We start from the raw sequence: 20,434 nt of genomic DNA, 5'->3' as shown, positions 1-20,434 counted from the left end.
CGGCGGGCCTTGGCCCGCCGCGCTTCACAGAACTTTCACCCCTACTGAGTACTCTGACGAACTCGATTTGTCCGAGCAGTCATCGATGTCCTTCGCTTTTCCCCTCTCCCGTGGCCGCCGCCAGAGCCTGGCGCTGGTCGTCACGCTGGCCTGCCTGATCGCCATCGTGCGCTACATGCACTGGGACGACCGCGTCCTGTACTGGTTCAAGGAACACAATCTGCCGGGCGCCGAGCGCGCCGCCAGCATCTGGCTGCCGGGCTACAAGGCCAGCATCCAGAGCCTGCCATTGCCGGGCCTGGAGGAAGGCGAGACTTCCGACCTGGCCTACAGCCCGCTCACCGGCACCCTGTTCACCGTTACCGGCAAGCTGCCGATGCTGGTCGAGCTGAGCCGCACCGGCCAGGTGCTACGGCGCATCGTGCTCAAGGGTTTCAGCAATCCGGAAGGAGTCGCGGTACTGGAGAACGGCAAGATCGCCGTGGCCGACGAGCGCCAGCGCCAGCTGTCGATCTTCGAGCTGACGCCGCAGACCCGCGAGCTCGACCTGGCCGACGCCGAACCCTTCGACCTGGGCTTCCCCGACGCCGGCAACAAGGGCTTCGAGGGCGTGGCCTGGGACCCGGCACAGCAGCGCCTGCTGCTCGGCAAGGAGCGTACACCGCGTATGTTCAGCCTCGGCAGCGACGGCCAGCACCTGCTCGACCAGGAACTGCAGCCGCTACCGAGCTACGGCCTGGGCATGCGCAACCTGTCGGCGCTGAGCGTCGACCCGCGCACCGGCCACATCCTCGTCCTCTCCGCCCAGTCGCGCCTGCTGCTGGAGCTGAACGAAAAGGGCGACCCGGTCAGCTTCATCAGCCTGATGGGTGGCCAGAGCGGCCTCGATCGACGCATCCCGCGCGCCGAGGGCGTGGCCATGGACGAGGACGGCACCATCTACATGGTCAGCGAGCCGAACCTGTTCTACGTGTTCCGCAAGGATGAGCCCTTCACCGCGCCACAAGGCTGAGAACCTACTTATGCTTTGCTGCGCGTCGGCCAGGCTGTGTTGAAAGCCGGTTCGGAATGCTCATTTACCATTCGTAAACTCCGCTTCCTCACCGGCTTTCGCCTTGCCTGGCGCTAGCTCGCAAGAGCCTAAGCAGGTTCTAGGCGTTTAACGGGTAACGCTGTCGAAGCCCTGCAGCACGTTGATGGCGTTGATGCCGATCTCCTCCACCGCGTAGCCGCCTTCCATGACGAACAGGGTCTGCAGGCCCAGCGCGCCGATGACCTCACCCATGCGCAGATAGTCCGGGCTATCCAGCTTGAACTGCGAGATCGGGTCCTCCTTGAAGGTGTCCACGCCCAGCGAGACGATCAGCGCATCCGGCGCGTAGGCGGCAATCTGCCGGCAGGCGGCGGCCAGCGCCAGGCTCCAGGCCGACCAGTCGCTGCCGGCGGCCAGCGGGTAGTTGAAGTTGAAGCCACGGCCGACGCCCTCGCCCTTCTCGTCGGCATAGCCGAGGAAGAACGGGTACTCGAAGCGCGGGTCGCCGTGGATCGAGGTGAACAGCACGTCGGCACGGTCGTAGAAGATGTCCTGGGTACCGTTGCCGTGGTGATAGTCGACGTCGAGGATCGCCACGCGGCTGGCGCCCTGGTCGAGCATGGCCTGGGCGGCGATGGCGGCGTTGTTGAAGTAGCAGTAGCCGCCCATGTAGTCGGCCGCGGCATGGTGGCCCGGCGGACGGCACAGCGAGAACACCCCGCGCGCGCCCTTGGCCAGCTCTGCCTGGCCGGTCAGCGCCACGTTTACCGAACTGCTCACCGCCTGCCAGGTACCGGCAGTGATCGGCACGCCGGCGTCGAAGCTGTAGTAGCCGAACTTGCCGTCGATGCAGTCCGGAATGGTCTGGCGCAAGCGGCGGTTGGGCCAGGTGAACGGCAGCATGTCGTAGTCACGACCCATGGCCTGCCATTCGGCCCAGGCGTCCTTGAGGAAATGCACGAAGCCTTCGTCGTGCACCCGCAGGATCGGCGCCATGCCGAAGTCGCGCGGCGCCGCCACCTCACCCAGCTTCACCTTCTGCGCGCGCGCCAGGACCATGTCGGCGCGGCTGGGCTTCTCAAAGCAGGGCGTGAGCTGGCCGTCGATCAGCTCGTATTTGCCGTGGTGCAGGTGATGGTCGTCGCTATAAATCGTCAGCATAAGAAGCTCCCCGGACTCAGGCGAAGTCCGTGCTAGGCAGGTAAATGGGGAGGCACCAGGGCCTCCCGGGATTGCGGATTATTTCTTCAGCTTGGTCCAGACCTTGCTGCGCAGGGCCAGGGACTTGGGCGAGCAGAGCTTGAACGGGCGCAGACGCTCGAGCTTGTCGGCCGGGGTGTTGATCGCCGGGTCGTCGAACAGCGCCTTGTCCATGAACTTCTCGGAGCCGGCGATGGCGTTGTGGTACTTGGCGAAGTTGGACGCGGCGGCGATGTTCTCCGGCTGCAGCATCCAGTTGATGAACACGTGGGCCTCGGCGACGTTGGTGGCGCCGGCGGGGATCACGAAGTTGTCGATGAAGGTGGCGATGCCTTCCTTCGGATAGACGTAGGTCAGCGACGCACGCTGTTCCTTGGCGCGGTGGAAGGCGCCGTTCCATTGCTGGTGCATGGCCACTTCGCCGGCCGCCATGCGCTCGATGGTGCCGTCGCTGTTGTACATGGCCAGCATCGGCTTCTGCTTGAGCAGCAGCTCCATGACCTTCTTCATGTCCTGCGGGTCTTCGGTGCAGCGGTCGATGCCCAGGTAGAAGGCCGCCGGCGGGAACAGGTCGTCCATCGAGTTGAGCGCCACCACCTTGCCCTTCAGCTCGGCCGGCGGTTCGAAGAACGGGCCCCAGCTCTCCTCGAGCTTGCCGCCCGGCACCTGGGCGCTGTCGTAGCTGTAGCCGGTCGAACCCCACAGGTACGGCACGCTGTAGTCATGGCCGAGGTCGTAGTCGAGCTTCTGGAAGGTCGGCGCCAGGTTGGCCAGGTTCGGCAGCTTGCTCTTGTCGAACTTCTGCAGCAGGCCCTCCTGCACCATGATCTGGATGAAGCTGTCCGAGGGCACCACCACGTCGTAGTTGCCACCACCGGCCTTGAGCTTGGCCAGCAGGGTCTCGTTGGAGTCGTAGGCATCGAGAGTGGCCTTGATGCCGGTGTCGGCCTCGAACTTCTTCAGCAGCTCCGGCGGGTAATAGTCCGACCAGTTGGCGAAGTTCAGCGTGCCGGCGGCCTGGGCGGCGCCGGACAGGCCCAGGGCGAATACTACGGATAGCGCGAGCGGGGTACGACGGATCATGGTCTGGCTCCTAGCGTTTGCGTTGGCCTAAGTAGTACGACAGGGTTACAAAAAGAATGGAAAGCACGAGCATGATCGAGGAAATCGCGTTGATCTTCGGCGATATGCCCATGCGAATCGAACTGAAGATGTACACCGGCAGGGTGGTCGAACCGGCACCGGCGACGAAGTAGGTGATGACGAAATCGTCCATCGAGATGATGAAGGCGAGCATCGCCCCGGAGAGGATGCCGGGCAGCAGCAGCGGGAAGCTGACCCGCCAGAACGCGCGCCAGGGCGAGGCGTACAGGTCGGCGGCAGCCTCCAGCAGGCGCGGATCCATGCCCTGCAGGCGCGCGCGGATCGGCAGGTAGGCGAACGGCGTGCAGAACACCACGTGGGCGATGAGGATGGTCAGCAGCGATAGCTTCAGGCCGATGAAGGCGAAGAACATCAGGATCGCCACCGCGCAGACGATGTCCGGCACCAGCAACGGCAGGCCGAGCACGCCCTGCAGCGCGCCCTGGCCACGGAAGCACCGGCCGTGCATGCCCAGCGCCGCCAGGGTCGCCAGGCAGGTGGAGATAAGCGTGGCGCAGACCGCGACGATCAGCGAATTCTTCGCCGCACGCAGGATCTCCGGGTCATTGGCCACCACCGAGTACCACTTGAAGCTGAAACCCTGCCACAGGGTGGCCGACTGCCCGGCGTTGAAGCTCAGCGCCACCAGCACGATGATCGGGATATAGAGGAAGGCGAAGAACGCCCAGGCCACCGGGCGCACGCCGGTGAACCGCCACAGCGGGCCCTGCAGGTTCATGCGCGCACCTCCTGGCCACGCTGGCGCAGGCCGTTGAACAGCAACGCCAGCAGCACCAGACTGAACAGCGCGAAGGCCAGCGCCGACCCTAGCGGCCAGTTGTGCGCCGAGCCGAACTGCAGCTGCACCAGGTTGCCGATCATCAGCGACTTACCGCCCCCGAGCAGCTCGGGAATGATGTAGTTGCCCAGCGCCGGAATGAACACCAGCGTGGCGCCGGCCAGCATGCCCGGCAGCGCCAGCGGCAGGATCACCCGCTTGAGCGCCTGCCAGCGATTGGCGCCGAGGTCGAAGGCCGCCTCCACCAGGCGCCAGTCGAGCTTCTCCAGGCTGGTGTAGATCGGCAGCACCATGAACGGCAGGAAGCTGTAGAGCAGGCCGATCATCACTGCGCCATTGCTGTACAGCAGGCCGACGCTGCCCTCCGGCACGCCGAACAGGCCGAGGCCGCTGTCGACCAGGCCGCCATTACGCAGCAGCAGCATCCAGGCGTAGACCCGCACCAGCAGGTTGGTCCAGAACGGCACCGTGACCAGGAACAGCAGCAGGTTGCGTTTCTTCTCGCTCTGCAGCGCCAGGTACAGCGCGGTGGGGAAGCCGATCAGCAGGCAGCCGAGCGTAGTCGCCACTGCCAGGCCGAAGGAGCGCTGGAAGATGCCCAGGTAGTCGGTGTTGAACACCAGGCTGTCGTCGAAATCGCGCTCGTAGAGGAAGCTGACGTAGGCATCCAGCGAGTATTGGCCCCACTTCACACCGCCGTAGTCGCCGGGCTGCAGGAAGGACACCAGCAGCATGATCGCCAGCGGCGCGAGCATGAACACCAGCAGCACCGCCATGCCAGGCGCGATCAGGCCGAGGCGGCGCAGCAGCTGGCGGCGCTCGGCCAGTTGCCGGGGCGTACTCATTCGCTCAGCACCCGGACGGCGGCGGCCGGCACGTCCAGGCGCACCTGGGCACCGCGCGGCAGCGGCTGGCTCATGCCGCCACGATTCTGCTGGCGCACGCGGAAGCCGGACTGCCCGGCGACCTTGAGCAGGTAGAGGGTGTCGGTGCCGATGTACACCACCTCCTCCACCTCGCCGGCCAGGTTGCCGGATTCGCTCAGGCTGATGCGTTCCGGGCGGATCGCCAGGGTCACCCGCCCACTCTGTGGCACGCCGGCCAGGTTCAGCACCTGGCCATCGCCGAGGCGCGCGCCACCGGCGAACGGGTCGGCCTCGAGGAAGTTGGTCTCGCCGATGAAGTCGGCCACGGTGCGATTCACCGGGCTCTCGTAGATCTCGCCCGGCGTGCCGACCTGGTGGATGCAGCCCTTGCTCATCACCGCGATGCGGTCGGACATGGTCAGCGCTTCTTCCTGGTCGTGGGTGACGAAGATGAAGGTGATGCCGGTCTCGGCCTGCAGGCGCTTGAGCTCGATCTGCATCTCCTTGCGCAGCTTCATGTCCAGCGCCGAGAGCGACTCGTCGAGCAACAACACCTTGGGCCGGCTGGCCAGCGCACGTGCCAGGGCGATGCGCTGCTGCTGGCCACCGGAGAGCTGGTCGGCGCGGCGGTTACCGACGTCCGGCAGCTTCACCAGCGCCAGCATGCGCTCGACCGTGGCGGCGATCTCGGCCTTGGGCTTGCCCTGCATCTCCAGGCCGAAGCCGATGTTCTGCGCCACCGTCATGTGCGGGAACAGCGCATAGCTCTGGAACACGGTATTGACCGGACGGCGGAAGGGCGGGAGGTCCTGCATCGGCTCGCCGTACAGGCGAATCACCCCGGCAGTAGGCTGCTCGAAACCAGCGATCAGCCGCAGCAGCGTGGTCTTGCCGCAGCCGGACGGCCCCAGCAGGGTGAAGAATTCGTTGTCGCGGATTTCCAGCGAGACACCGTCCAGGGCCTTGTGGCCACTGCCAACGGCGCCGTACTCCATGCTCAGGGTTTCGATCGAGATCGCACTGCTCATCCGCAATTAGCTCCTAACCAATTGTTTTTATTGGTGATTAAGAGGCAGGAAGAAGCCAAATGGCCCTGTGATCGATTCTAGGCAGCGCTGCGCTTGCGGCAGAACGATAGATGCGGACAAAAGGGGATAGATGCGGCCAAGTTACCGGCCGCTCAGTTCAACAAGGACACCTGTTAGATACCGTCTACCCCAATTAAAGTGACCCGATCTCGCGCACTGGAAGCCAGCCATGACAGATACGTCCTACTACGTTTACGCGCTTAAAGATCCAAGAAACTCTCCTGCCCTTCCCTTCTACATAGGGAAGGGCACTGGGACACGCTCTTACGATCACCTCGTACGCCCCGACGACTCAATCAAAGGACAAAGAATTAAGGAGATCACGCTGGCAGGTGCGAAAGTGCTAGTAACCCGAATGGTGGATCAACTAACCGAGGCCCAAGCCCTAAAGGTAGAGGCCGAGCTTATTGCTGCATTTGGGACCATCGAGACAGGTGGCCTGTTAACTAATGCAGTCTTGCCTAATGGCTTAGGCGCCAAAGTCAGGCCAGCGATCATCGTCCCTCAAGGAGTCAGGGAAAAGGCGCAGCTAGGGCTAAATCTTCTGAAAGAGGCCGTGTTGGAGTTCGCCAAAGCCAACCCCAAAGGCGTGACGAACTCCGACACTGCGAGCCTGCTGGGACTGCGCAGCGATTATGGCGGTGGCTCTAAGGACTATCTGTCCTACAGCATCATTGGTCTGCTTATGCGAGAAGGGCGCCTTGCACGCGAAGGCACATCAAAGCGCCATGTAGCTCAAGTCATCTAGCTCAAGCTCGCGCCGTCAGATGCCGCGCAATCCCCTTCTTCAATGGCAACAACCCCTGCGCCACCCGCAGTCCCGCACCCCGTAGCAGCTTCGCCGGCAGGCGGTCGTTGGTGTAGACATCCACCAGCAGGTTGGTGGCCTGGTACAGCGGCCAGGTCGCCAGGCGGTGCTGGCGCTCGTAGCGGGCCAGCACCGCCGGCACGGCGATGTCTTCGCGACGGGCATGGGCGGCCAGTACGGCTTCGGCCAGGCGCTGCACGCTGCCCAGGCCGAAGTTGAAGCCATGAGCGGTGACCGGATGCATGCCGACGGCGGCGTCGCCGAGCAGTGCGCAGCGCGGGCCGACCAGGCGTTCGGCATAGGCGCCGACCAGCGGATAAGCATGCCGCGCACTGGCCAGGCGCATGGCGCCCAGGCGGCGGTCGAAACGCTGCTCCATCTCGCGAGCGAAGGCCTCTTCGTCCAGAGCGCGCAGGCGCTCGATCTCGCGCGGCGGCAGGGTCAGCACCACCGAGGACTGGTTGCCATTGAGCGGCAGCAGGGCCAGGGTCTGGCCGTAGCCGAACCACTCCCAGGCGGTCTGCCGGTGCGGCTGCTCGTGGTCCATGCGGCACACCAGCATGGTTTTGCCGAAGTCCTTGAGCCGCGCGCCGATGCCCAGCTGGCGGCGGGTCTCGGAGAAGCGGCTGTCGGCGGCGACCAGCAGGCGCGTGTGCAGCACCTCGCCGTCGGCCAGCTCCAGTTGCACCTCGCGCTCGGCGTGGCGGATGGCTCGTACCGACACCGCGCAGCGCAGCTGCACATCGGCGCACTCGGCAACCGCCTCGAACGCGGCACGGCGAATCGCCCGGTTGGCGACCAGATGGCCAAGGCGCTCGGCGCCGGCCTGCTCGGCACGAATCTTCAGGGCGAACAGCGAGGGGCCGTTGAGCACCTGGGCGTCGCGCAGCACGGCGACCTCATCGGCAGGCAGGCGCGACCACAGGCCGAGCTTTTCCAGCAGCGCCTGGGAGGCGTGGGTCAGGGCGATCTCGCGGCCATCGAAGGCCGGCTCGGCCAGCTCAGCTTCGGCCTGACGCTCGAGCAAGACGATGGACAGGCCGTGCCCGGACAGGGCACGGGCCAGGCACAGGCCGGCCGGGCCGGCGCCGATGATGGCGACATCGTGAATCATGGGACGGGCGCTCCGCGCGACACAGGAATGGCCGGAGTCTAGAGCCGAGCAAGCGCCCGGCCCTTGTCCCCGGTCAATCAGCGGCGCAGTTCGCTCGGCGCCAGACCGCTCCAGCGCTGGAAGGCGTGACGGAAGCTGGCGGTCTCGCTGTAGCCGAGTTCCTCGGCGATCAGGTAGATCGGCTTGTCGGTGTTGAGCAGCAGCTGGCGCGCCTTGTCGTAGCGCACCTCGTCGAGTAGGTGCTGGAAGCTGGTGTTGAGCTGCTGCAGGTGGCGGCGCAGGGTTCGCTCGGAACGGTGCAGGCGGGTAGCGACACGCTCCAAGGTGGAGCACTCGGTCAGGTCGCCGGACAGCTGCTGGCGGATCAGGTCGCGCAGGTCGTGGCGACTGTGCAGCTGCGCTTCCAGCTGCATGCATTGCTGCAGGCCGTGCTGGTGGCTGACCGGGTCGGCCAGCGGCAGCGTGCGCTCGAGCAGCTTGGGGTTGAAGCACAGCGCGTTGCAGCCGGCATCGAACTCCACCGGGCAGCCGAGTCGCTCGCTGTAGCTGGCAGCATGCGCCGGTGCCGGGTAGTCCAGCAGCAGGCGCCGCGGGCGCACCGACTCGCCGAGCAGGTCCTGCACCACGGTGAGTAGCGAGGCCAGGCACAGCTCGATGTTGAACTGGCGCAGCGCCAGCGCGTAGCGATAGCCGCTGGCGCTCAGGCGTACCTCGTCGCCGACCGGCTGCAGCTCCAGCTGGAAATAGGTGCCGAGCAGCGTCGGATGAGCGATCGCCAGGCGTAGCGCCTCGGCCAGGTCGCGGCTAGCCAGCAGGGTGTAGCCGAGCATGCCGTAGGCGGACACATGCATGCGCTTGCCCAGCAGCAGGCCGAGGGCCGGGTCGGCACTGGCCGCCAGGGCATTGCTCAGCACCCGCAGCTCCTGGGCATGGCTGACCAGCCGGGCGGGGCTTTGCAACTCCTGCTGGCAGATGCCGCTGCCCTCCAGCAACTGCTCGGCCGGCACGCCCATGCGCTGCACGCTCTGCACGGCCAGGGCGACCGTGTGCAGGGTGGTCAATATTCGCTCTTCCGGTAACACTGACATGAAGCCGTTTCCGCTGCGGTGGTATTCGGTAACTTGGCCGGCGGCCCGGTTCAGCTTTCTTAAGCTTGAATTCAGCTGCAGCTGTTTTGATGCTGCCACCCTGACTCGGAACCTCGTCCATGCGCCGCCTGACTCAAGCTCGTGTCCTGCTGCCCACCCTGGCATTGCTCGCCCTCGTGGCGCTGCTGGTAGTTGCCCACCAATGGCGCCTGCTCGAACGTGGCTGGTTCGTGGTGCAAGAATGGCGCCATGCCAGCGAGTGGCGCGACAAATCGATCTGGCTGCCGGACTATCGCGTCGTGGTCCAGGCCCAGCCCATCGACGGCTTGAGCGCCGATGTCTCGGCGCTGACCTTCGACCCGGATCGTCACAGCCTCTTCACGGTGACCAACAAGAATCCGGAGATCGTCGAGCTGTCGCTGGACGGCAAGGTGCTGCGCCGCGTGGCACTGGTCGGCTTCGGCGACCCGGAGGCCATCGAGTACATCAGCCGCGACGTCTACGTGATCACCGACGAGCGCCAGCAGCGCCTGTACCGAGTCAACCTCAACGCCGACACCGAGTTCGTCGACGCCGCCGAGTCCGAGCAGCTGTCGCTGGGCATCGGCCTGAATGGCAACAAGGGCTTCGAGGGGCTGGCCTACGACGCCGTTAATCACCGTCTGTTCGCCGCCAAGGAGCGCGACCCGGTGCGCATCTACGAGATCCACGGCTTCCCCCACACCAATCCGGACAAACCCTTCGCGGTGCATGTGGTGGATGATCCTAAGCGCGACGCCCGCCTGTTCGTGCGCGACCTCTCCAGCCTCGATTACGACACCCATACCGGCCATCTGCTGGCGCTCTCGGACGAGTCGCGGCTGGTGCTGGAGATCAACTCGGATGGCCGCCCGATCAGCTCGCTGTCACTGCTCGGCGGCCAGCACGGTCTGGAGCGCGGCGTGCCACAGGCCGAGGGCGTGGCCACCGACGACAACGGCCGGCTGTACCTGGTCAGCGAGCCGAACCTGTTCTACGTGTTCGAGAAGCAAGCCGCCGAGTGAGGCGGCGCCGGCCGCCCCACGCCAGGTATCAGCTGTCGTCCTGCAGGGTCGCGTCCGGGGCGCTCTTCTTCACCGATTCGGTGCCGGCCTTGGCGCCGGCCTCAGTGGCATACAGCTGGCTCTGCCCGATCACCTGGCCGTTGGTGGCCTTGAGCACGAAGTGATACTTGCCGCCGGCGGCCGCCTTGATCTCGAACGCGCCGTCGCGCTGGGAGTTCTTGCGCACCGACTCGATGCCATCCAGGGCCGACTGCTTGGCCTTGTACTGCTCGCTGCTGAGGATGATCTCGCCGTTGCCGGCGTGCAGGTTGAAGTGGAACTGCTCGTTCGCGGCTTTCTTCAGGTGGAATTTACTGGCCATGGCTGAACCTCCGTTGTGCAGGGTCAGCTAAGCGTAGCCGCAGCTACGCGGGGTCGAGCTGACCTTTCAGCCGATCACGGAAGCTCTGGATCAACGGCTCACGCGCGCGACCGCGACGCAGGGCGAGGCTGAACGGCGCCTGGTAGCCGAAGGTGGTCGGCAGCAGCACCTTGAGCCGGCGCTGGTCGACCCAGCTCTGCGCGTAGTGCTCCGGCAGGTAGCCGATATAGGCGCCGGACAGCACCAGGATCAGCTGCGCCTCCATCGACTCCACGGTCGCCGCGCTGTGCTTGAAGCCGTGCCGGGCCAGCTCGCTCTGGCTCCAGTAGCCACGCCCGACCATGCGCTGCTGGGTGATCACCTCGGGCGGAATGCGCCGCTGCTCGAACAGCGGATGGCGGTCGCTGCAGTACAGCCAGTGCTGCTCGCGGTGCAGCGCCTGGTAGGTGAGGCCGCTGGTGCGCGTATAGAAGGCGCCGATGGCCAGGTCGAGGCGGTTCTCCAGCACCGCCAGCTGCAACTCCTGCGGGCTCATCACCGACAGGTGCAGGTGCACGGCCGGGTGTTCGTCGCTGTAGGCGCCGATCACCTCGGCCAGCGGCAGCGCCGGGTCGCTCACCGTGGAATCCAGCACGCCGAGGTTGAGGGTGCCGCGCAGCTCACCCTTGAGCGCCGCCGAGTAGCGCTCGAAGCCTTCCAGTTCCGCCAGCAGGCGCAGGCACTCCTGGTGGAACAGCTCGCCCTTGCTGGTCAGGCTGAAACCGCCACGGCCACGATGGCAGAGCACCAGGCCCAGCTGCGACTCCAGCTGGCTCATGTAGGTACTGATCGCCGAAGTGGACAGGTTCAGTTCCTGCTGGGCGGCGGCGAAACCCTGGTAGCGAACCACCGTGGCGAAGATACGCAGCAGCTTGAGATCGGGCAGGGCGAGGGTCATGAGGCAGTCTCCGGTGAGCGGGACAAGGCTGCCATTAGTTCAGAAATTTCTGAACTGATTATTTCGCCACAGAGATTCTTCCCGCCGCGCCACCCCGCAAGAATCCGCCCAAGCCTTGGCCGGGGGCAGCGTTCTCCTGGCCGATCATAACCACAACACCGTGAGGCCACCCCGTGGACAAGATCCTCCACCAGCCCCTGGGCGGCAACGAGATGCCGCGCTTCGGCGGCATCGCCACCATGCTTCGCCTGCCGCATATCCAGACCCCGGAAGAACTCGACAAGCTCGACGCCGCCTTCGTCGGCGTGCCGCTCGATATCGGCACCTCGTTGCGCTCCGGCACCCGCTTCGGCCCGCGCGAAATCCGCGCCGAGTCGGTGATGATCCGCCCGTACAACATGGCCACTGGCGCTGCGCCCTTCGATTCGCTGAACGTGGCCGATATCGGCGACGTGGCGATCAACACCTTCAACCTGCTGGAAGCCGTGCGCATCATCGAGGAGTCCTACGACAAGATCCTCGGCCACGGCATTCTGCCGCTGACCCTCGGTGGCGATCACACCATCACCCTGCCGATCCTCCGCGCCATCAAGAAGAGGCACGGCAAGGTCGGCCTGGTACATATCGACGCGCATGCCGATGTGAACGACCACATGTTCGGCGAGAAGATCGCCCACGGCACCACCTTCCGCCGCGCCGTGGAAGAAGACCTGCTCGACTGCGACCGCGTGGTGCAGATCGGCCTGCGCGCCCAGGGCTACACCGCCGAAGACTTCAACTGGAGCCGCAAGCAGGGCTTTCGCGTGGTGCAGGCCGAGGAGTGCTGGCACAAGTCCCTCGCCCCGCTGATGGCCGAAGTGCGCGAGAAGGTCGGTGGCGGCCCGGTGTACCTGTCCTTCGACATCGACGGCATCGACCCGGCCTGGGCGCCCGGCACCGGCACCCCGGAGATCGGCGGCCTGACCACCATCCAGGCGATGGAGATCATCCGTGGCTGCCAGGGCCTGGACATCATCGGCGGCGACCTGGTCGAGGTCTCGCCGCCCTACGACACCACCGGCAATACCTCGCTGCTGGGCGCCAACCTGCTCTACGAGATGCTCTGCATCCTGCCGGGAGTGCAGCGCCGATGAATGCCGAACAGCAGGTGCTGGCGGCCGCCCGCACCCTGGTGGAGGCCTTCGCCAGCAACGATACCGAGGGCTACTTCGCCGCCTTCAGCACAGATGCCAGCTTCGTCTTCCACACCACCGCACAGCCGCTGATCGGCCGCGCGGCCTATCGCGCCCTGTGGGACGACTGGCAGCGCGACGGCTTCCGCGTGCTGGCCTGCGCCTCGAGCAATCCGGTCGTCAGCCTGCAGGGCGAGCTGGCGATTTTCATTCACGATGTCGCCACGCGCCTGCAGGTGGGCGGCGAGGTCGTGGAGTGCCTGGAACGGGAGACCATCGTCTTCCGCCAACAACAAGAACAGGGCCGTTGGCTGGCCTGCCACGAGCACCTATCGGCCATGCCGGAGCAGCTGCCGAACACCTGATGGGCATCCCGGGAGAGAACAATGGATAACAACAACAAGCCACAAACGATCACGCAGATAGAAACCTTCGGGGTCGAGCAGATCCCCGCTCACGAGCGCCACGCCAAGCCCCTGGACCTGTTCCGTCTGATCTTCGGCGGCGCCAACACCTTCTCCACCGCCGTGCTGGGCAGCTTCCCGGTGATCTTCGGCCTGTCCTTCGAGGCCGGCGCCTGGGCCATCCTGCTCGGCGTGCTGGTCGGCTCGCTGATCCTCGCCCCGATGGGCCTGTTCGGCGCGCTCAACGGCACCAACAACGCGGTGTCGTCCGGCGCCCACTTCGGCGTGCACGGGCGCATCGTCGGCTCGTTCCTCTCGCTGCTCACCGCCATCGCCTTCTTCTCGCTGTCGGTGTGGAGCTCGGGCGACGCCCTGATCGGCGGCGCCAAGCGCCTGTTCGGCCTGCCGGAGACCGACCTGACCCTGGGCCTGGCCTACGGCCTGTTCGCCGTGCTGGTGCTGGTGGTGTGCATCTACGGCTTCCGCTTCATGCTGTGGGTCAACAAGATCGCCGTGCTGGCCGCCAGCCTGCTGTTCCTGCTCGGCGCCGCCGCCTTCTTCGGCCCGTTCGACGCCAGCTACGCCGGCAGTGTGCAACTCGACCAGCCGGGCTTCTGGGCCTCGTTCATCGGCGCCGCGCTGCTGGCCATGAGCAACCCGGTGTCGTTCGGCGCCTTCCTCGGCGACTGGTCGCGCTACATCCCGCGCGAGACCTCGCAGAAACGCATCATGCTGGCGGTGATCTGCGCCCAACTGGGCACCCTGATCCCGTTCTTCTTCGGCCTGATCACCGCGACCATCGTCGCGGTGAAGGCACCGGACTACATCGCCAACTACAACTACGTCGGCGGCCTGCTGGCCGTGTCGCCCACCTGGTTCTTCCTGCCGGTGTGTCTGATTGCGGTGATCGGCGGCATGTCCACCGGCACCACCGCGCTGTATGGCACCGGCCTGGACATGTCCAGCGTGATGCCGCGCCTGCTCAGCCGGGTGCAGGCCACACTGCTGATCGGGGTGATGTCGATCGCCTTCATCTTCATCGGCCGCTTCGCCTTCAACCTGGTGCAGAGCGTGTCGACCTTCGCCGTGCTGATCATCACCTGCACCAGCCCGTGGATGGTCATCATGCTGCTCGGCCTGCTGGTGCGCCGCGGCTTCTACCACGCCGATGACCTGCAGGTGTTCACCCGCGGCCAGCGTGGCGGCGCCTACTGGTTCGAGGGTGGCTGGAACTGGCGTGGCATGGGTGCCTGGCTGCCGAGCGCGGCCATCGGCCTGGCCTTCGTCAACCTGCCGGGGCAGTTCGTCGGACCGCTCGGCGAGCTGGCCGGCGGCATCGACATCAGCCTGCCGGTGACCCTGGGCATCGCCGCGCTGCTGTACCTCACGCTGCTGGCGCTGTTCCCCGAGCCGCCGTGCGTCTACGGCCCGCAAGGCCCGCGCTGGGTACGCAGCCATCGTACCCGCCGCGCGCCGGGCATCAGCGGCAACGTCGCCTGAGCCCCCACGCAAACAAAAAGACCCGGCCTAGGCCGGGTCTTTTGCATTACGGCGCTGAGATCAGGCCTTGAGCGTCTTCACGCCTTCGCTGGTGCCGAGCAGCAACAGGTCGGCCGGGCGCGCAGCGAACAGGCCGTTGGTGACCACGCCGACGATGGCGTTGATGTCCGCCTCCAGCTTCACCGGGTCGGTGATGCTCATGTTGTGCACGTCGAGAATGATGTTGCCGTTGTCGGTGACCACACCCTCGCGGTACACCGGGTCACCGCCCAGCTTCACCAGCTGGCGCGCCACGTGGCTGCGGGCCATGGGAATCACCTCGACTGGCAGCGGGAAGGCGCCGAGCACCGGCACCAGCTTGCTGCCATCGGCGATGCAGACGAAGGTCTTGGCCACGGCCGCGACGATCTTCTCGCGGGTCAGGGCCGCGCCGCCGCCCTTGATCAGATTGAGGCGCTCATCGCTCTCGTCGGCGCCGTCGATGTAGAACTCCAGGCCGTCCACCGCATTCAGGTCGTAGACCGGGATGCCGTGGCCCTTGAGGCGTGCAGCGGTGGCTTCGGAGCTGGCCACGGCGCCGTCGAAGGCCATCTTGTGCTGGGCCAGGGCGTCGATGAAGAAGTTGGCGGTGGAGCCGGTGCCGACGCCGATCACGCTCTTGCTGTCGAGGTGGGGAAGAATGTGGTCGACGGCGGCCTGGGCCACCGCCTGCTTGAGCTGATCCTGGGTCATGACGCTTCTGCCGGGCTGGAAAACCGCGATTATAGCCGCCCCGACCGGCTCGCCGCAGCGCCGATCAGCCGCCACCCAGCGCCGCACCAGCGAGCAGCGTCAGATTCAGCCAGGCATCGCCACCGACATCATCCGCGCAGCAGTGCGGCGGCGTGCTCAGGCTGGCCTGTGGCGCCAGCGCCGCCGGCAGCCCCACGCGCTGGCGTACCGCGGCCTCGTCGAGCACGCTGCCGTCGTCGAAGACGATCTTCTCGACCACGAAGGCCCGGTCGAGGAAGTAGTTGCTGATGACGATGCGCTGCTCGGTGTACAGCTCGATGATCAGGTCACCACCGGCCACACCGTTCATGTGCACGCCCGCCGCGCCGCCGACATCGCCACGAATCTGCAGGGTGTCGAGGTTGCCCGGCGTGGGGTCGTAGTCGTAGATCTGCTGGTCGCCGAAGTCGACCACGGAGTCGACCTGGTAGTAGTCGTTGCCCGGCCCGCCGTAGAGGCGGTTCCAGCGGTTGTCGCCGAGGAACATCGGCTTGCTGCTGCCGCCGTTGAGCACATCGCCGTGGCGGCTGCCGATCAGCAGGTCGTTGCCGCCGCGGCCGAGCAGGTAGGTCGGCCGGTCCGCCGCCGCCAGGCGATTGGCCTGCTCGTTGCCGGTCAGGCGGATCAAGTCACCGGTGTAGGTCGGCGGGTTGTCGGCGCTACGGCCGATGGGCATGGTCGGGTCGATGTGGAAGTTGCGCAGGATCTGCTCGTCGGTGATCACTGTGTTGCCGAAGCGGAAGATCTCGATGCGGAACGCCGGGTCGAGGAAGAAGTATTTGACCGTCACCACGCCCGGCTCGCCGCTCAGGCCGATCAGCAGGTCGTCGTCGCGGCGCTCGAAGGGCCCGAACTCTTCCAGGCTCTCGCTGATGATCAGGGTGTCGAGGTTGACGTTGACCCAGGATGGGCTGGGGTCGAAGTCGAGGATTTCGTCGCGGCCGGCGGCGGCCAGGTCGTAGGTGTAGTAGTCGCTGCCGAGGCCGCCATACAGGCGGTTGTGGCCGGCGCCGCCGACCAGGGCGTCGGAGCCGGGGCTGTCGATCAGGATGTCATCGCCGGCACCGCCAACCAGGCGGCTGGGTTCGGCGGGCGCGACCAGCAGGTCATCGCCGGAAGTGCCGGGCACGGGTACGCGAGAGGGAACGGCCATGGCGGATCCTCATGAAGTGGGGTGTGGGAGCGGCACGCCACTGCACAAGGGGCCTGAGCTGACTGACTGACACGCGCGGCAAAAGATTCCCGCCGCCGGTCGGCTCGCCAGCGCAGCCGCGCGGGTGGCCGCGCGCGGTGCGGGCGGAGTAGACTCCCCTCTCCCTCCTTCTCTGCGCCGTGATACCCGTGATGCTCGAACAGTACATGAAGAAGATCCTCACCTCGCGCGTCTACGACGTCGCGGTGGAAACCCCGCTGCAACCCGCCCGCCAGCTCACCGAGCGGCTGGGCAACCAGATTCTGCTCAAGCGAGAGGATCTGCAGCCGGTGTACTCGTTCAAGATTCGCGGCGCCTACAACAAGCTGGCCCAGCTGACTGCCGAGGAGCTGGAGCGCGGCGTGGTCACCGCCTCCGCCGGCAACCATGCCCAGGGCCTGGCCCTGGCCGCCAAGCACCTGGGCGTGAAGGCGACCATCGTCATGCCGCGCACCACCCCGGAGCTGAAGGTGCAGGGCGTGCGCTCGCGCGGTGGCAAGGTGGTGCTGCACGGCGACGCCTTCCCCGAGGCGCTGGCGCATTCGCTCAAGCTGGTGGAAGAGAAGGGCTACACCTACATCCACCCCTATGACGATCCGCTGGTGATCGCCGGGCAAGGCACCGTGGCCATGGAAATCCTGCGCCAGCAGCCGGGCCAGCTGGACGCCATCTTCGTGCCGGTCGGCGGCGGCGGCCTGATCTCCGGCATCGCCGCGTACGTGAAATACCTGCGCCCGGACATCAAGGTGATCGGCGTCGAGCCGGACGACTCCAACTGCCTGCAGGCCGCCATGGCCGCCGGCGAGCGCGTGGTGCTGCCGCAGGTCGGGCTGTTCGCCGACGGCGTGGCCGTGGCGCAGATCGGTGCGCACTGCTTCGACATCTGCAAGGACTATGTGGACGAGGTGATCACCGTCAGCACCGACGAGATCTGCGCGGCGATCAAGGACATCTACGACGACACCCGCTCGATCACCGAGCCGGCCGGTGCCCTGGCCGTGGCCGGGATCAAGAAGTACGTGGAGCGCGAGGGCCTGCAGGACAAGGTGCTGGTGGGCATCGACTCGGGCGCCAACATCAATTTCGACCGCCTGCGCCACGTGGCCGAGCGCGCCGAGCTGGGCGAGAAGCGCGAGGCGATCATCGCCGTGACCATCCCCGAGCGGCCGGGCAGCTTCAAGGCCTTCTGCGAGGCGATCGGCAAGCGCCAGATCACCGAGTTCAACTACCGCTATCACACCGACCGCGAGGCGCACATCTTCGTCGGCGTGCAGACCCACCCGGAAAACGACCCGCGCCAGGCGCTGGTGGAGAACCTGCGCGAACAGGGCTTCCCGGTACTCGACCTGACCGAGAACGAGCTGGCCAAACTGCACATTCGCCACACCGTGGGCGGCCACGCAGCGGCCGTGGCGGACGAGGTGGTATTCCGCTTCGAGTTCCCCGAGCGCCCGGGCGCGCTGTTCAACTTCCTCAACCGCCTGGGCGGGCGCTGGAACATCACCATGTTCCATTACCGCAACCATGGTGCCGCCGATGGCCGCGTACTGGCCGCGCTGCAGGTGCCGGCAGACGAGCGCAACCAGATTCCCGCGGCCTTCGATGCCATCGGCTACCCCTACTGGGACGAGACCGATAACCCGGCCTACAAGCTTTTCCTCGGTTAAGGAACACTGATGGAACACTACCAACTGCTGAAGTACGCCCACCTGATTCCCGCTGTACTGATCCTGGCGGGCTTCATCGCCCATACCTTCATGCTGTGGAAGGCCAACCGCTCGGGCGATGCGGCGATCCTGACCCGCAAGCTGCGCGTCACCCGCCTGTACAGCATGCCGGCCATCGGCCTGGTCACCCTGAGCCTGCCGGTCAGCGGCTGGTGGCTGGTGCACACGGTCGGCCTGTCGCTGGGTGCGACCTGGCTGCTGTTCAGCGCCAAGATGTTCGGCGTGCTGGTGCTGTTCGGCCTGCTCCTGCACAACCGCCTGGGCGCCTGGCAGAAGGCCGTCGCCGCAGGCAACGTGCCGGCCAAGCTGCTGCGCTTCGTGGTCGCCTATGCGGCGGTGATGCTGGTCCTGCTGCTGGCGATCTTCGCCCTGATGGGGGCCAAGCCGGCCTGATGCCTCTTCTCCATCGCGAGCAGCAGCGATGACGCTCTACCTGCTGCTCAAGACCCTGCACGTTCTCTCTTCCACCCTGCTGTTCGGCACCGGTCTGGGCTCGGCGTACTACGCGTTGCGCGCCTGGCGCAGCGGGCGCGTGGAGATGATCGCCACCACCTTCCGCCACCTAGTCACCGCCGACTGGCTGTTCATCGCGACGACGGCCGTCTTTCAGCCGCTATCCGGCCTGGGCCTGGCCAAGCTCGGCGGCTGGCCGCTGAACCAGGCATGGCTGCTGTGGAGCGTCGGGCTATTCGTCTTCGCCGGGCTGTGCTGGCTGCCGGTGCTGTGGCTGCAGATCCGCGTGCGCGACATGGCCATCGAGGCACTGCAGAGCGGCGGCGAGCTACCGGAGCGTGCCGAGCGCTATATGCGTATCTGGTTCGTGCTCGGCTGGCCGGCGTTCATCGCCTTCATCGCCATCTTCTGGCTGATGGTGGCCAAGCCCCTGTGACGGATCAGCGCAGGCTGAGCACCGGCCAGCCACGCTCGACGGCGATGGCGCGCAGGGTGTCGTCCGGGTCGACCGCAACGGGGTGCGAAGCCGCCTGCAGCAGCGGCAGGTCGTTGCGCGAGTCGCTGTAGAAGTAGCTGCCTTCCAGGCTCAGGCCAGTCTCGGCCAGCCACTCGGACATCCGCGTCACCTTGCCTTCCTGATAGCAGGGCACGCCGGCAACGCGGCCGAGGTAGCGGCCATCTTCCATCGCGCACTCGGTGGCGATCAGCGTCTCGACGCCCAGGCGCGCGGCGATCGGCGCGGTGATGAAACGGTTGGTGGCGGTGATGATCACCAGCTTGTCGCCAGCCTCGCGGTGTTGCTGCAGCAGCGCCTCGCCCTTGGCCAGGATGATTGGCTCGATCACATCGCGCATGAACTCGGCCTGCCAGCTCGCCAGTTCTTCCGCGCCTGTACGGCTGAGGATGTCCTGGGTGAAGCTCTGGTAGGCCACCACATCGAGCTTGCCGGCGCAGTAGTCGGCGTAGAAGGCATCATTGCGCGCGCGGTACTCGACGGCGTCGACCCGGCCGGTCTCGCAGAGGAATTCGCCCCAGCTGTGGTCGCTGTCACCGGCCAGCAGGGTGTTGTCGAGGTCGAAGAGAGCAAGGCGCACGTCTGGATACCTGAATCGCAATGGTCACGAAGGGGCGCCAGAATAGCCGCTTTCACCGCCCCTGCCCATCGCCGGCGCCCCGCGTTTGCTGCGCCTGCGGGCTTTATGGAACAATGCCGGAACATGCGTTTTCGAGGTGCTGTGCCGTGATCGATTCCGATGGTTTCCGCCCCAATGTCGGCATCATCCTGACCAATGATGTCGGGCAGGTGCTATGGGCACGGCGGATCAACCAGGACGCCTGGCAGTTTCCCCAGGGCGGCATCAACCCCAACGAATCGGCGGAACAGGCGCTGTACCGCGAGTTGAACGAGGAAGTGGGGCTGGAGCAGCAGGATGTGAAGATTCTCGCCTGCACCCGAGGCTGGTTGCGCTATCGTCTGCCCCAGCGTCTGGTCCGCACCCACAGCCAGCCGCTGTGCATCGGGCAGAAACAGAAGTGGTTCCTGCTGCGTCTGACCGGCGACGAGAGCCGGGTACGGATGGACCTGACCGGCAAGCCGGAGTTCGACGGCTGGCGCTGGGTGAGTTACTGGTACCCGCTGAATCAAGTAGTGACGTTCAAGCGCGAGGTTTACCGTCGCGCCCTCAAGGAATTGGCCCCGCGCCTGCTAGCGCGCGACTGACGGAGTTCAAGTGCG

22 protein-coding genes are annotated in these 20,434 nt (G+C 66.0%); 10 read left to right on the top strand and 12 right to left on the bottom strand.

The window, feature by feature from the left end:
- Positions 1 to 85: 85 nt before the first annotated feature.
- On the top strand, positions 86 to 1,012 hold the full coding sequence (locus PTT45_RS20115; protein ID WP_273815757.1) for an SdiA-regulated domain-containing protein: 927 nt from the start codon (positions 86 to 88) through the stop codon (positions 1,010 to 1,012).
- 147 nt (positions 1,013 to 1,159) lie between these two features.
- On the opposite strand, the gene PTT45_RS20110 is transcribed toward PTT45_RS20115, so the two are convergent.
- The 5 genes from PTT45_RS20110 to PTT45_RS20090 all read right to left on the bottom strand — a co-directional run bounded on the left by PTT45_RS20110 (position 1,160) and on the right by PTT45_RS20090 (position 6,069).
- Complete coding sequence (locus tag PTT45_RS20110; RefSeq protein ID WP_273815756.1) at positions 1,160 to 2,194, bottom strand: histone deacetylase family protein; 1,035 nt, start codon at positions 2,192 to 2,194, stop codon at positions 1,160 to 1,162.
- Positions 2,195 to 2,272: 78 nt separating this feature from the next.
- Positions 2,273 to 3,316, bottom strand: a complete 1,044-nt coding sequence (locus tag PTT45_RS20105) for an ABC transporter substrate-binding protein (RefSeq protein ID WP_273815755.1) — start codon at positions 3,314 to 3,316, stop codon at positions 2,273 to 2,275.
- A gap of 10 nt (positions 3,317 to 3,326) precedes the next feature.
- Entirely contained in the window at positions 3,327 to 4,115 is a 789-nt protein-coding gene (locus tag PTT45_RS20100) for an ABC transporter permease (RefSeq protein WP_273815753.1), read from the bottom strand.
- Positions 4,112 to 5,020, bottom strand: coding sequence for an ABC transporter permease (locus PTT45_RS20095; protein ID WP_273815752.1), 909 nt, complete (start codon positions 5,018 to 5,020; stop codon positions 4,112 to 4,114). Before PTT45_RS20095 ends, PTT45_RS20100 begins: the two co-directional genes overlap by 4 nt.
- Positions 5,017 to 6,069 carry an ABC transporter ATP-binding protein gene (locus tag PTT45_RS20090; protein ID WP_273815751.1) on the bottom strand — a complete coding sequence of 351 codons (1,053 nt, stop codon included), beginning with the start codon at positions 6,067 to 6,069 and terminating at the stop codon, positions 5,017 to 5,019. The genes PTT45_RS20095 and PTT45_RS20090 overlap by 4 nt, the downstream gene beginning before the upstream one ends.
- Positions 6,070 to 6,298: 229 nt before the next feature.
- Between PTT45_RS20090 and PTT45_RS20085 the strand changes: the two genes are divergently transcribed.
- A complete protein-coding gene (locus PTT45_RS20085) occupies positions 6,299 to 6,877 on the top strand; it encodes a GIY-YIG nuclease family protein (RefSeq protein WP_273815750.1) in 579 nt (192 codons plus the stop codon).
- Between the two features lies 1 nt (position 6,878).
- Here the strand turns inward: PTT45_RS20085 and ubiM are convergent, their stop codons facing one another.
- Together ubiM and PTT45_RS20075 are read right to left on the bottom strand one after the other, a co-directional pair.
- Positions 6,879 to 8,051 (bottom strand): 5-demethoxyubiquinol-8 5-hydroxylase UbiM, encoded by a 1,173-nt coding sequence (gene ubiM, locus PTT45_RS20080; protein ID WP_273815749.1) that lies wholly within the window; start codon positions 8,049 to 8,051, stop codon positions 6,879 to 6,881.
- A 77-nt stretch (positions 8,052 to 8,128) separates the two neighbouring features.
- Positions 8,129 to 9,139 carry an AraC family transcriptional regulator gene (locus PTT45_RS20075; RefSeq protein ID WP_273815748.1) on the bottom strand — a complete coding sequence of 337 codons (1,011 nt, stop codon included), beginning with the start codon at positions 9,137 to 9,139 and terminating at the stop codon, positions 8,129 to 8,131.
- Between the two features lie 119 nt (positions 9,140 to 9,258).
- On the opposite strand from PTT45_RS20075, the gene PTT45_RS20070 reads away from it, so the two are divergent.
- The gene (locus PTT45_RS20070) at positions 9,259 to 10,182 is read left to right on the top strand and encodes an SdiA-regulated domain-containing protein (protein WP_273815747.1); all 924 of its coding nucleotides are present in this window, start codon (positions 9,259 to 9,261) and stop codon (positions 10,180 to 10,182) included.
- A 28-nt stretch (positions 10,183 to 10,210) separates the two neighbouring features.
- Here the strand turns inward: PTT45_RS20070 and PTT45_RS20065 are convergent, their stop codons facing one another.
- Entirely contained in the window at positions 10,211 to 10,543 is a 333-nt protein-coding gene (locus PTT45_RS20065; protein ID WP_273815746.1) for a YegP family protein, read from the bottom strand.
- A 43-nt stretch (positions 10,544 to 10,586) separates the two neighbouring features.
- On the bottom strand, positions 10,587 to 11,480 hold the full coding sequence (locus tag PTT45_RS20060; protein ID WP_273815745.1) for a LysR family transcriptional regulator: 894 nt from the start codon (positions 11,478 to 11,480) through the stop codon (positions 10,587 to 10,589).
- A gap of 173 nt (positions 11,481 to 11,653) precedes the next feature.
- Between PTT45_RS20060 and speB the strand changes: the two genes are divergently transcribed.
- The 3 genes from speB to PTT45_RS20045 are packed head-to-tail and all read left to right on the top strand — an operon-like array spanning position 11,654 to position 14,556.
- Positions 11,654 to 12,613, top strand: a complete 960-nt coding sequence (gene speB, locus PTT45_RS20055; RefSeq protein WP_273815744.1) for an agmatinase — start codon at positions 11,654 to 11,656, stop codon at positions 12,611 to 12,613.
- Positions 12,610 to 13,017, top strand: a complete 408-nt coding sequence (locus PTT45_RS20050; protein ID WP_273815742.1) for a YybH family protein — start codon at positions 12,610 to 12,612, stop codon at positions 13,015 to 13,017. The genes speB and PTT45_RS20050 overlap by 4 nt, the downstream gene beginning before the upstream one ends.
- A 21-nt stretch (positions 13,018 to 13,038) precedes the next feature.
- The gene (locus PTT45_RS20045; RefSeq protein ID WP_273815741.1) at positions 13,039 to 14,556 is read left to right on the top strand and encodes a purine-cytosine permease family protein; all 1,518 of its coding nucleotides are present in this window, start codon (positions 13,039 to 13,041) and stop codon (positions 14,554 to 14,556) included.
- A 60-nt stretch (positions 14,557 to 14,616) separates the two neighbouring features.
- Here PTT45_RS20045 and rpiA read toward each other — a convergent pair whose 3' ends face one another.
- Both rpiA and PTT45_RS20035 read right to left on the bottom strand, forming a co-directional pair.
- Positions 14,617 to 15,288: a ribose-5-phosphate isomerase RpiA gene (gene rpiA, locus PTT45_RS20040; RefSeq protein WP_273815739.1), complete on the bottom strand. Its 672-nt coding sequence runs from the start codon at positions 15,286 to 15,288 to the stop codon at positions 14,617 to 14,619.
- Positions 15,289 to 15,352: 64 nt separating this feature from the next.
- Positions 15,353 to 16,480 (bottom strand): calcium-binding protein, encoded by a 1,128-nt coding sequence (locus PTT45_RS20035; RefSeq protein WP_273815738.1) that lies wholly within the window; start codon positions 16,478 to 16,480, stop codon positions 15,353 to 15,355.
- A 191-nt stretch (positions 16,481 to 16,671) separates the two neighbouring features.
- Between PTT45_RS20035 and ilvA the strand changes: the two genes are divergently transcribed.
- Genes ilvA through PTT45_RS20020 form a run of 3 tightly spaced genes read left to right on the top strand, consistent with a single transcriptional unit; the run spans position 16,672 to position 19,135 of the window.
- Positions 16,672 to 18,186, top strand: coding sequence for a threonine ammonia-lyase, biosynthetic (ilvA, locus tag PTT45_RS20030; protein WP_273815735.1), 1,515 nt, complete (start codon positions 16,672 to 16,674; stop codon positions 18,184 to 18,186).
- A gap of 9 nt (positions 18,187 to 18,195) precedes the next feature.
- A complete protein-coding gene (locus PTT45_RS20025) occupies positions 18,196 to 18,639 on the top strand; it encodes a DUF2269 family protein (protein ID WP_273815734.1) in 444 nt (147 codons plus the stop codon).
- 28 nt (positions 18,640 to 18,667) lie between these two features.
- The gene (locus PTT45_RS20020; RefSeq protein WP_273815732.1) at positions 18,668 to 19,135 is read left to right on the top strand and encodes a DUF2269 family protein; all 468 of its coding nucleotides are present in this window, start codon (positions 18,668 to 18,670) and stop codon (positions 19,133 to 19,135) included.
- 4 nt (positions 19,136 to 19,139) lie between these two features.
- On the opposite strand, the gene PTT45_RS20015 is transcribed toward PTT45_RS20020, so the two are convergent.
- A complete protein-coding gene (locus PTT45_RS20015; protein WP_273815731.1) occupies positions 19,140 to 19,793 on the bottom strand; it encodes an HAD family hydrolase in 654 nt (217 codons plus the stop codon).
- Between the two features lie 146 nt (positions 19,794 to 19,939).
- On the opposite strand from PTT45_RS20015, the gene PTT45_RS20010 reads away from it, so the two are divergent.
- Positions 19,940 to 20,419, top strand: coding sequence for an RNA pyrophosphohydrolase (locus PTT45_RS20010; RefSeq protein ID WP_137973730.1), 480 nt, complete (start codon positions 19,940 to 19,942; stop codon positions 20,417 to 20,419).
- The last annotated feature ends 15 nt before the right edge of the window (positions 20,420 to 20,434 follow it).

The sequence above is a fragment of the Pseudomonas sp. Gutcm_11s genome (assembly GCF_028649395.1).
Taxonomy (GTDB): Bacteria; Pseudomonadota; Gammaproteobacteria; order Pseudomonadales; family Pseudomonadaceae; genus Aquipseudomonas.
This window is presented reverse-complemented; position numbering and strand designations above follow the sequence as displayed.

Bases quoted from the DNA above. Each gene is read 5' to 3' on its own strand.
- PTT45_RS20065 (WP_273815746.1), bottom strand. From the start codon at position 10,543: ATGGCCAGTAAATTCCACCTGAAGAAAGCCGCGAACGAGCAGTTCCAC.
- PTT45_RS20105 (WP_273815755.1), bottom strand. From the start codon at position 3,316: ATGATCCGTCGTACCCCGCTCGCGCTATCCGTAGTATTCGCCCTGGGC.
- ubiM (WP_273815749.1), bottom strand. From the start codon at position 8,051: ATGATTCACGATGTCGCCATCATCGGCGCCGGCCCGGCCGGCCTGTGC.
- ilvA (WP_273815735.1), top strand. From the start codon at position 16,672: ATGCTCGAACAGTACATGAAGAAGATCCTCACCTCGCGCGTCTACGAC.
- PTT45_RS20090 (WP_273815751.1), bottom strand. From the start codon at position 6,069: ATGAGCAGTGCGATCTCGATCGAAACCCTGAGCATGGAGTACGGCGCC.
- PTT45_RS20085 (WP_273815750.1), top strand. From the start codon at position 6,299: ATGACAGATACGTCCTACTACGTTTACGCGCTTAAAGATCCAAGAAAC.
- PTT45_RS20110 (WP_273815756.1), bottom strand. From the start codon at position 2,194: ATGCTGACGATTTATAGCGACGACCATCACCTGCACCACGGCAAATAC.
- PTT45_RS20070 (WP_273815747.1), top strand. From the start codon at position 9,259: ATGCGCCGCCTGACTCAAGCTCGTGTCCTGCTGCCCACCCTGGCATTG.
- PTT45_RS20095 (WP_273815752.1), bottom strand. From the start codon at position 5,020: ATGAGTACGCCCCGGCAACTGGCCGAGCGCCGCCAGCTGCTGCGCCGC.
- PTT45_RS20075 (WP_273815748.1), bottom strand. From the start codon at position 9,139: ATGTCAGTGTTACCGGAAGAGCGAATATTGACCACCCTGCACACGGTC.
- PTT45_RS20050 (WP_273815742.1), top strand. From the start codon at position 12,610: ATGAATGCCGAACAGCAGGTGCTGGCGGCCGCCCGCACCCTGGTGGAG.
- PTT45_RS20020 (WP_273815732.1), top strand. From the start codon at position 18,668: ATGACGCTCTACCTGCTGCTCAAGACCCTGCACGTTCTCTCTTCCACC.
- PTT45_RS20100 (WP_273815753.1), bottom strand. From the start codon at position 4,115: ATGAACCTGCAGGGCCCGCTGTGGCGGTTCACCGGCGTGCGCCCGGTG.
- PTT45_RS20035 (WP_273815738.1), bottom strand. From the start codon at position 16,480: ATGGCCGTTCCCTCTCGCGTACCCGTGCCCGGCACTTCCGGCGATGAC.
- rpiA (WP_273815739.1), bottom strand. From the start codon at position 15,288: ATGACCCAGGATCAGCTCAAGCAGGCGGTGGCCCAGGCCGCCGTCGAC.
- PTT45_RS20115 (WP_273815757.1), top strand. From the start codon at position 86: ATGTCCTTCGCTTTTCCCCTCTCCCGTGGCCGCCGCCAGAGCCTGGCG.
- PTT45_RS20025 (WP_273815734.1), top strand. From the start codon at position 18,196: ATGGAACACTACCAACTGCTGAAGTACGCCCACCTGATTCCCGCTGTA.
- PTT45_RS20060 (WP_273815745.1), bottom strand. From the start codon at position 11,480: ATGACCCTCGCCCTGCCCGATCTCAAGCTGCTGCGTATCTTCGCCACG.
- PTT45_RS20045 (WP_273815741.1), top strand. From the start codon at position 13,039: ATGGATAACAACAACAAGCCACAAACGATCACGCAGATAGAAACCTTC.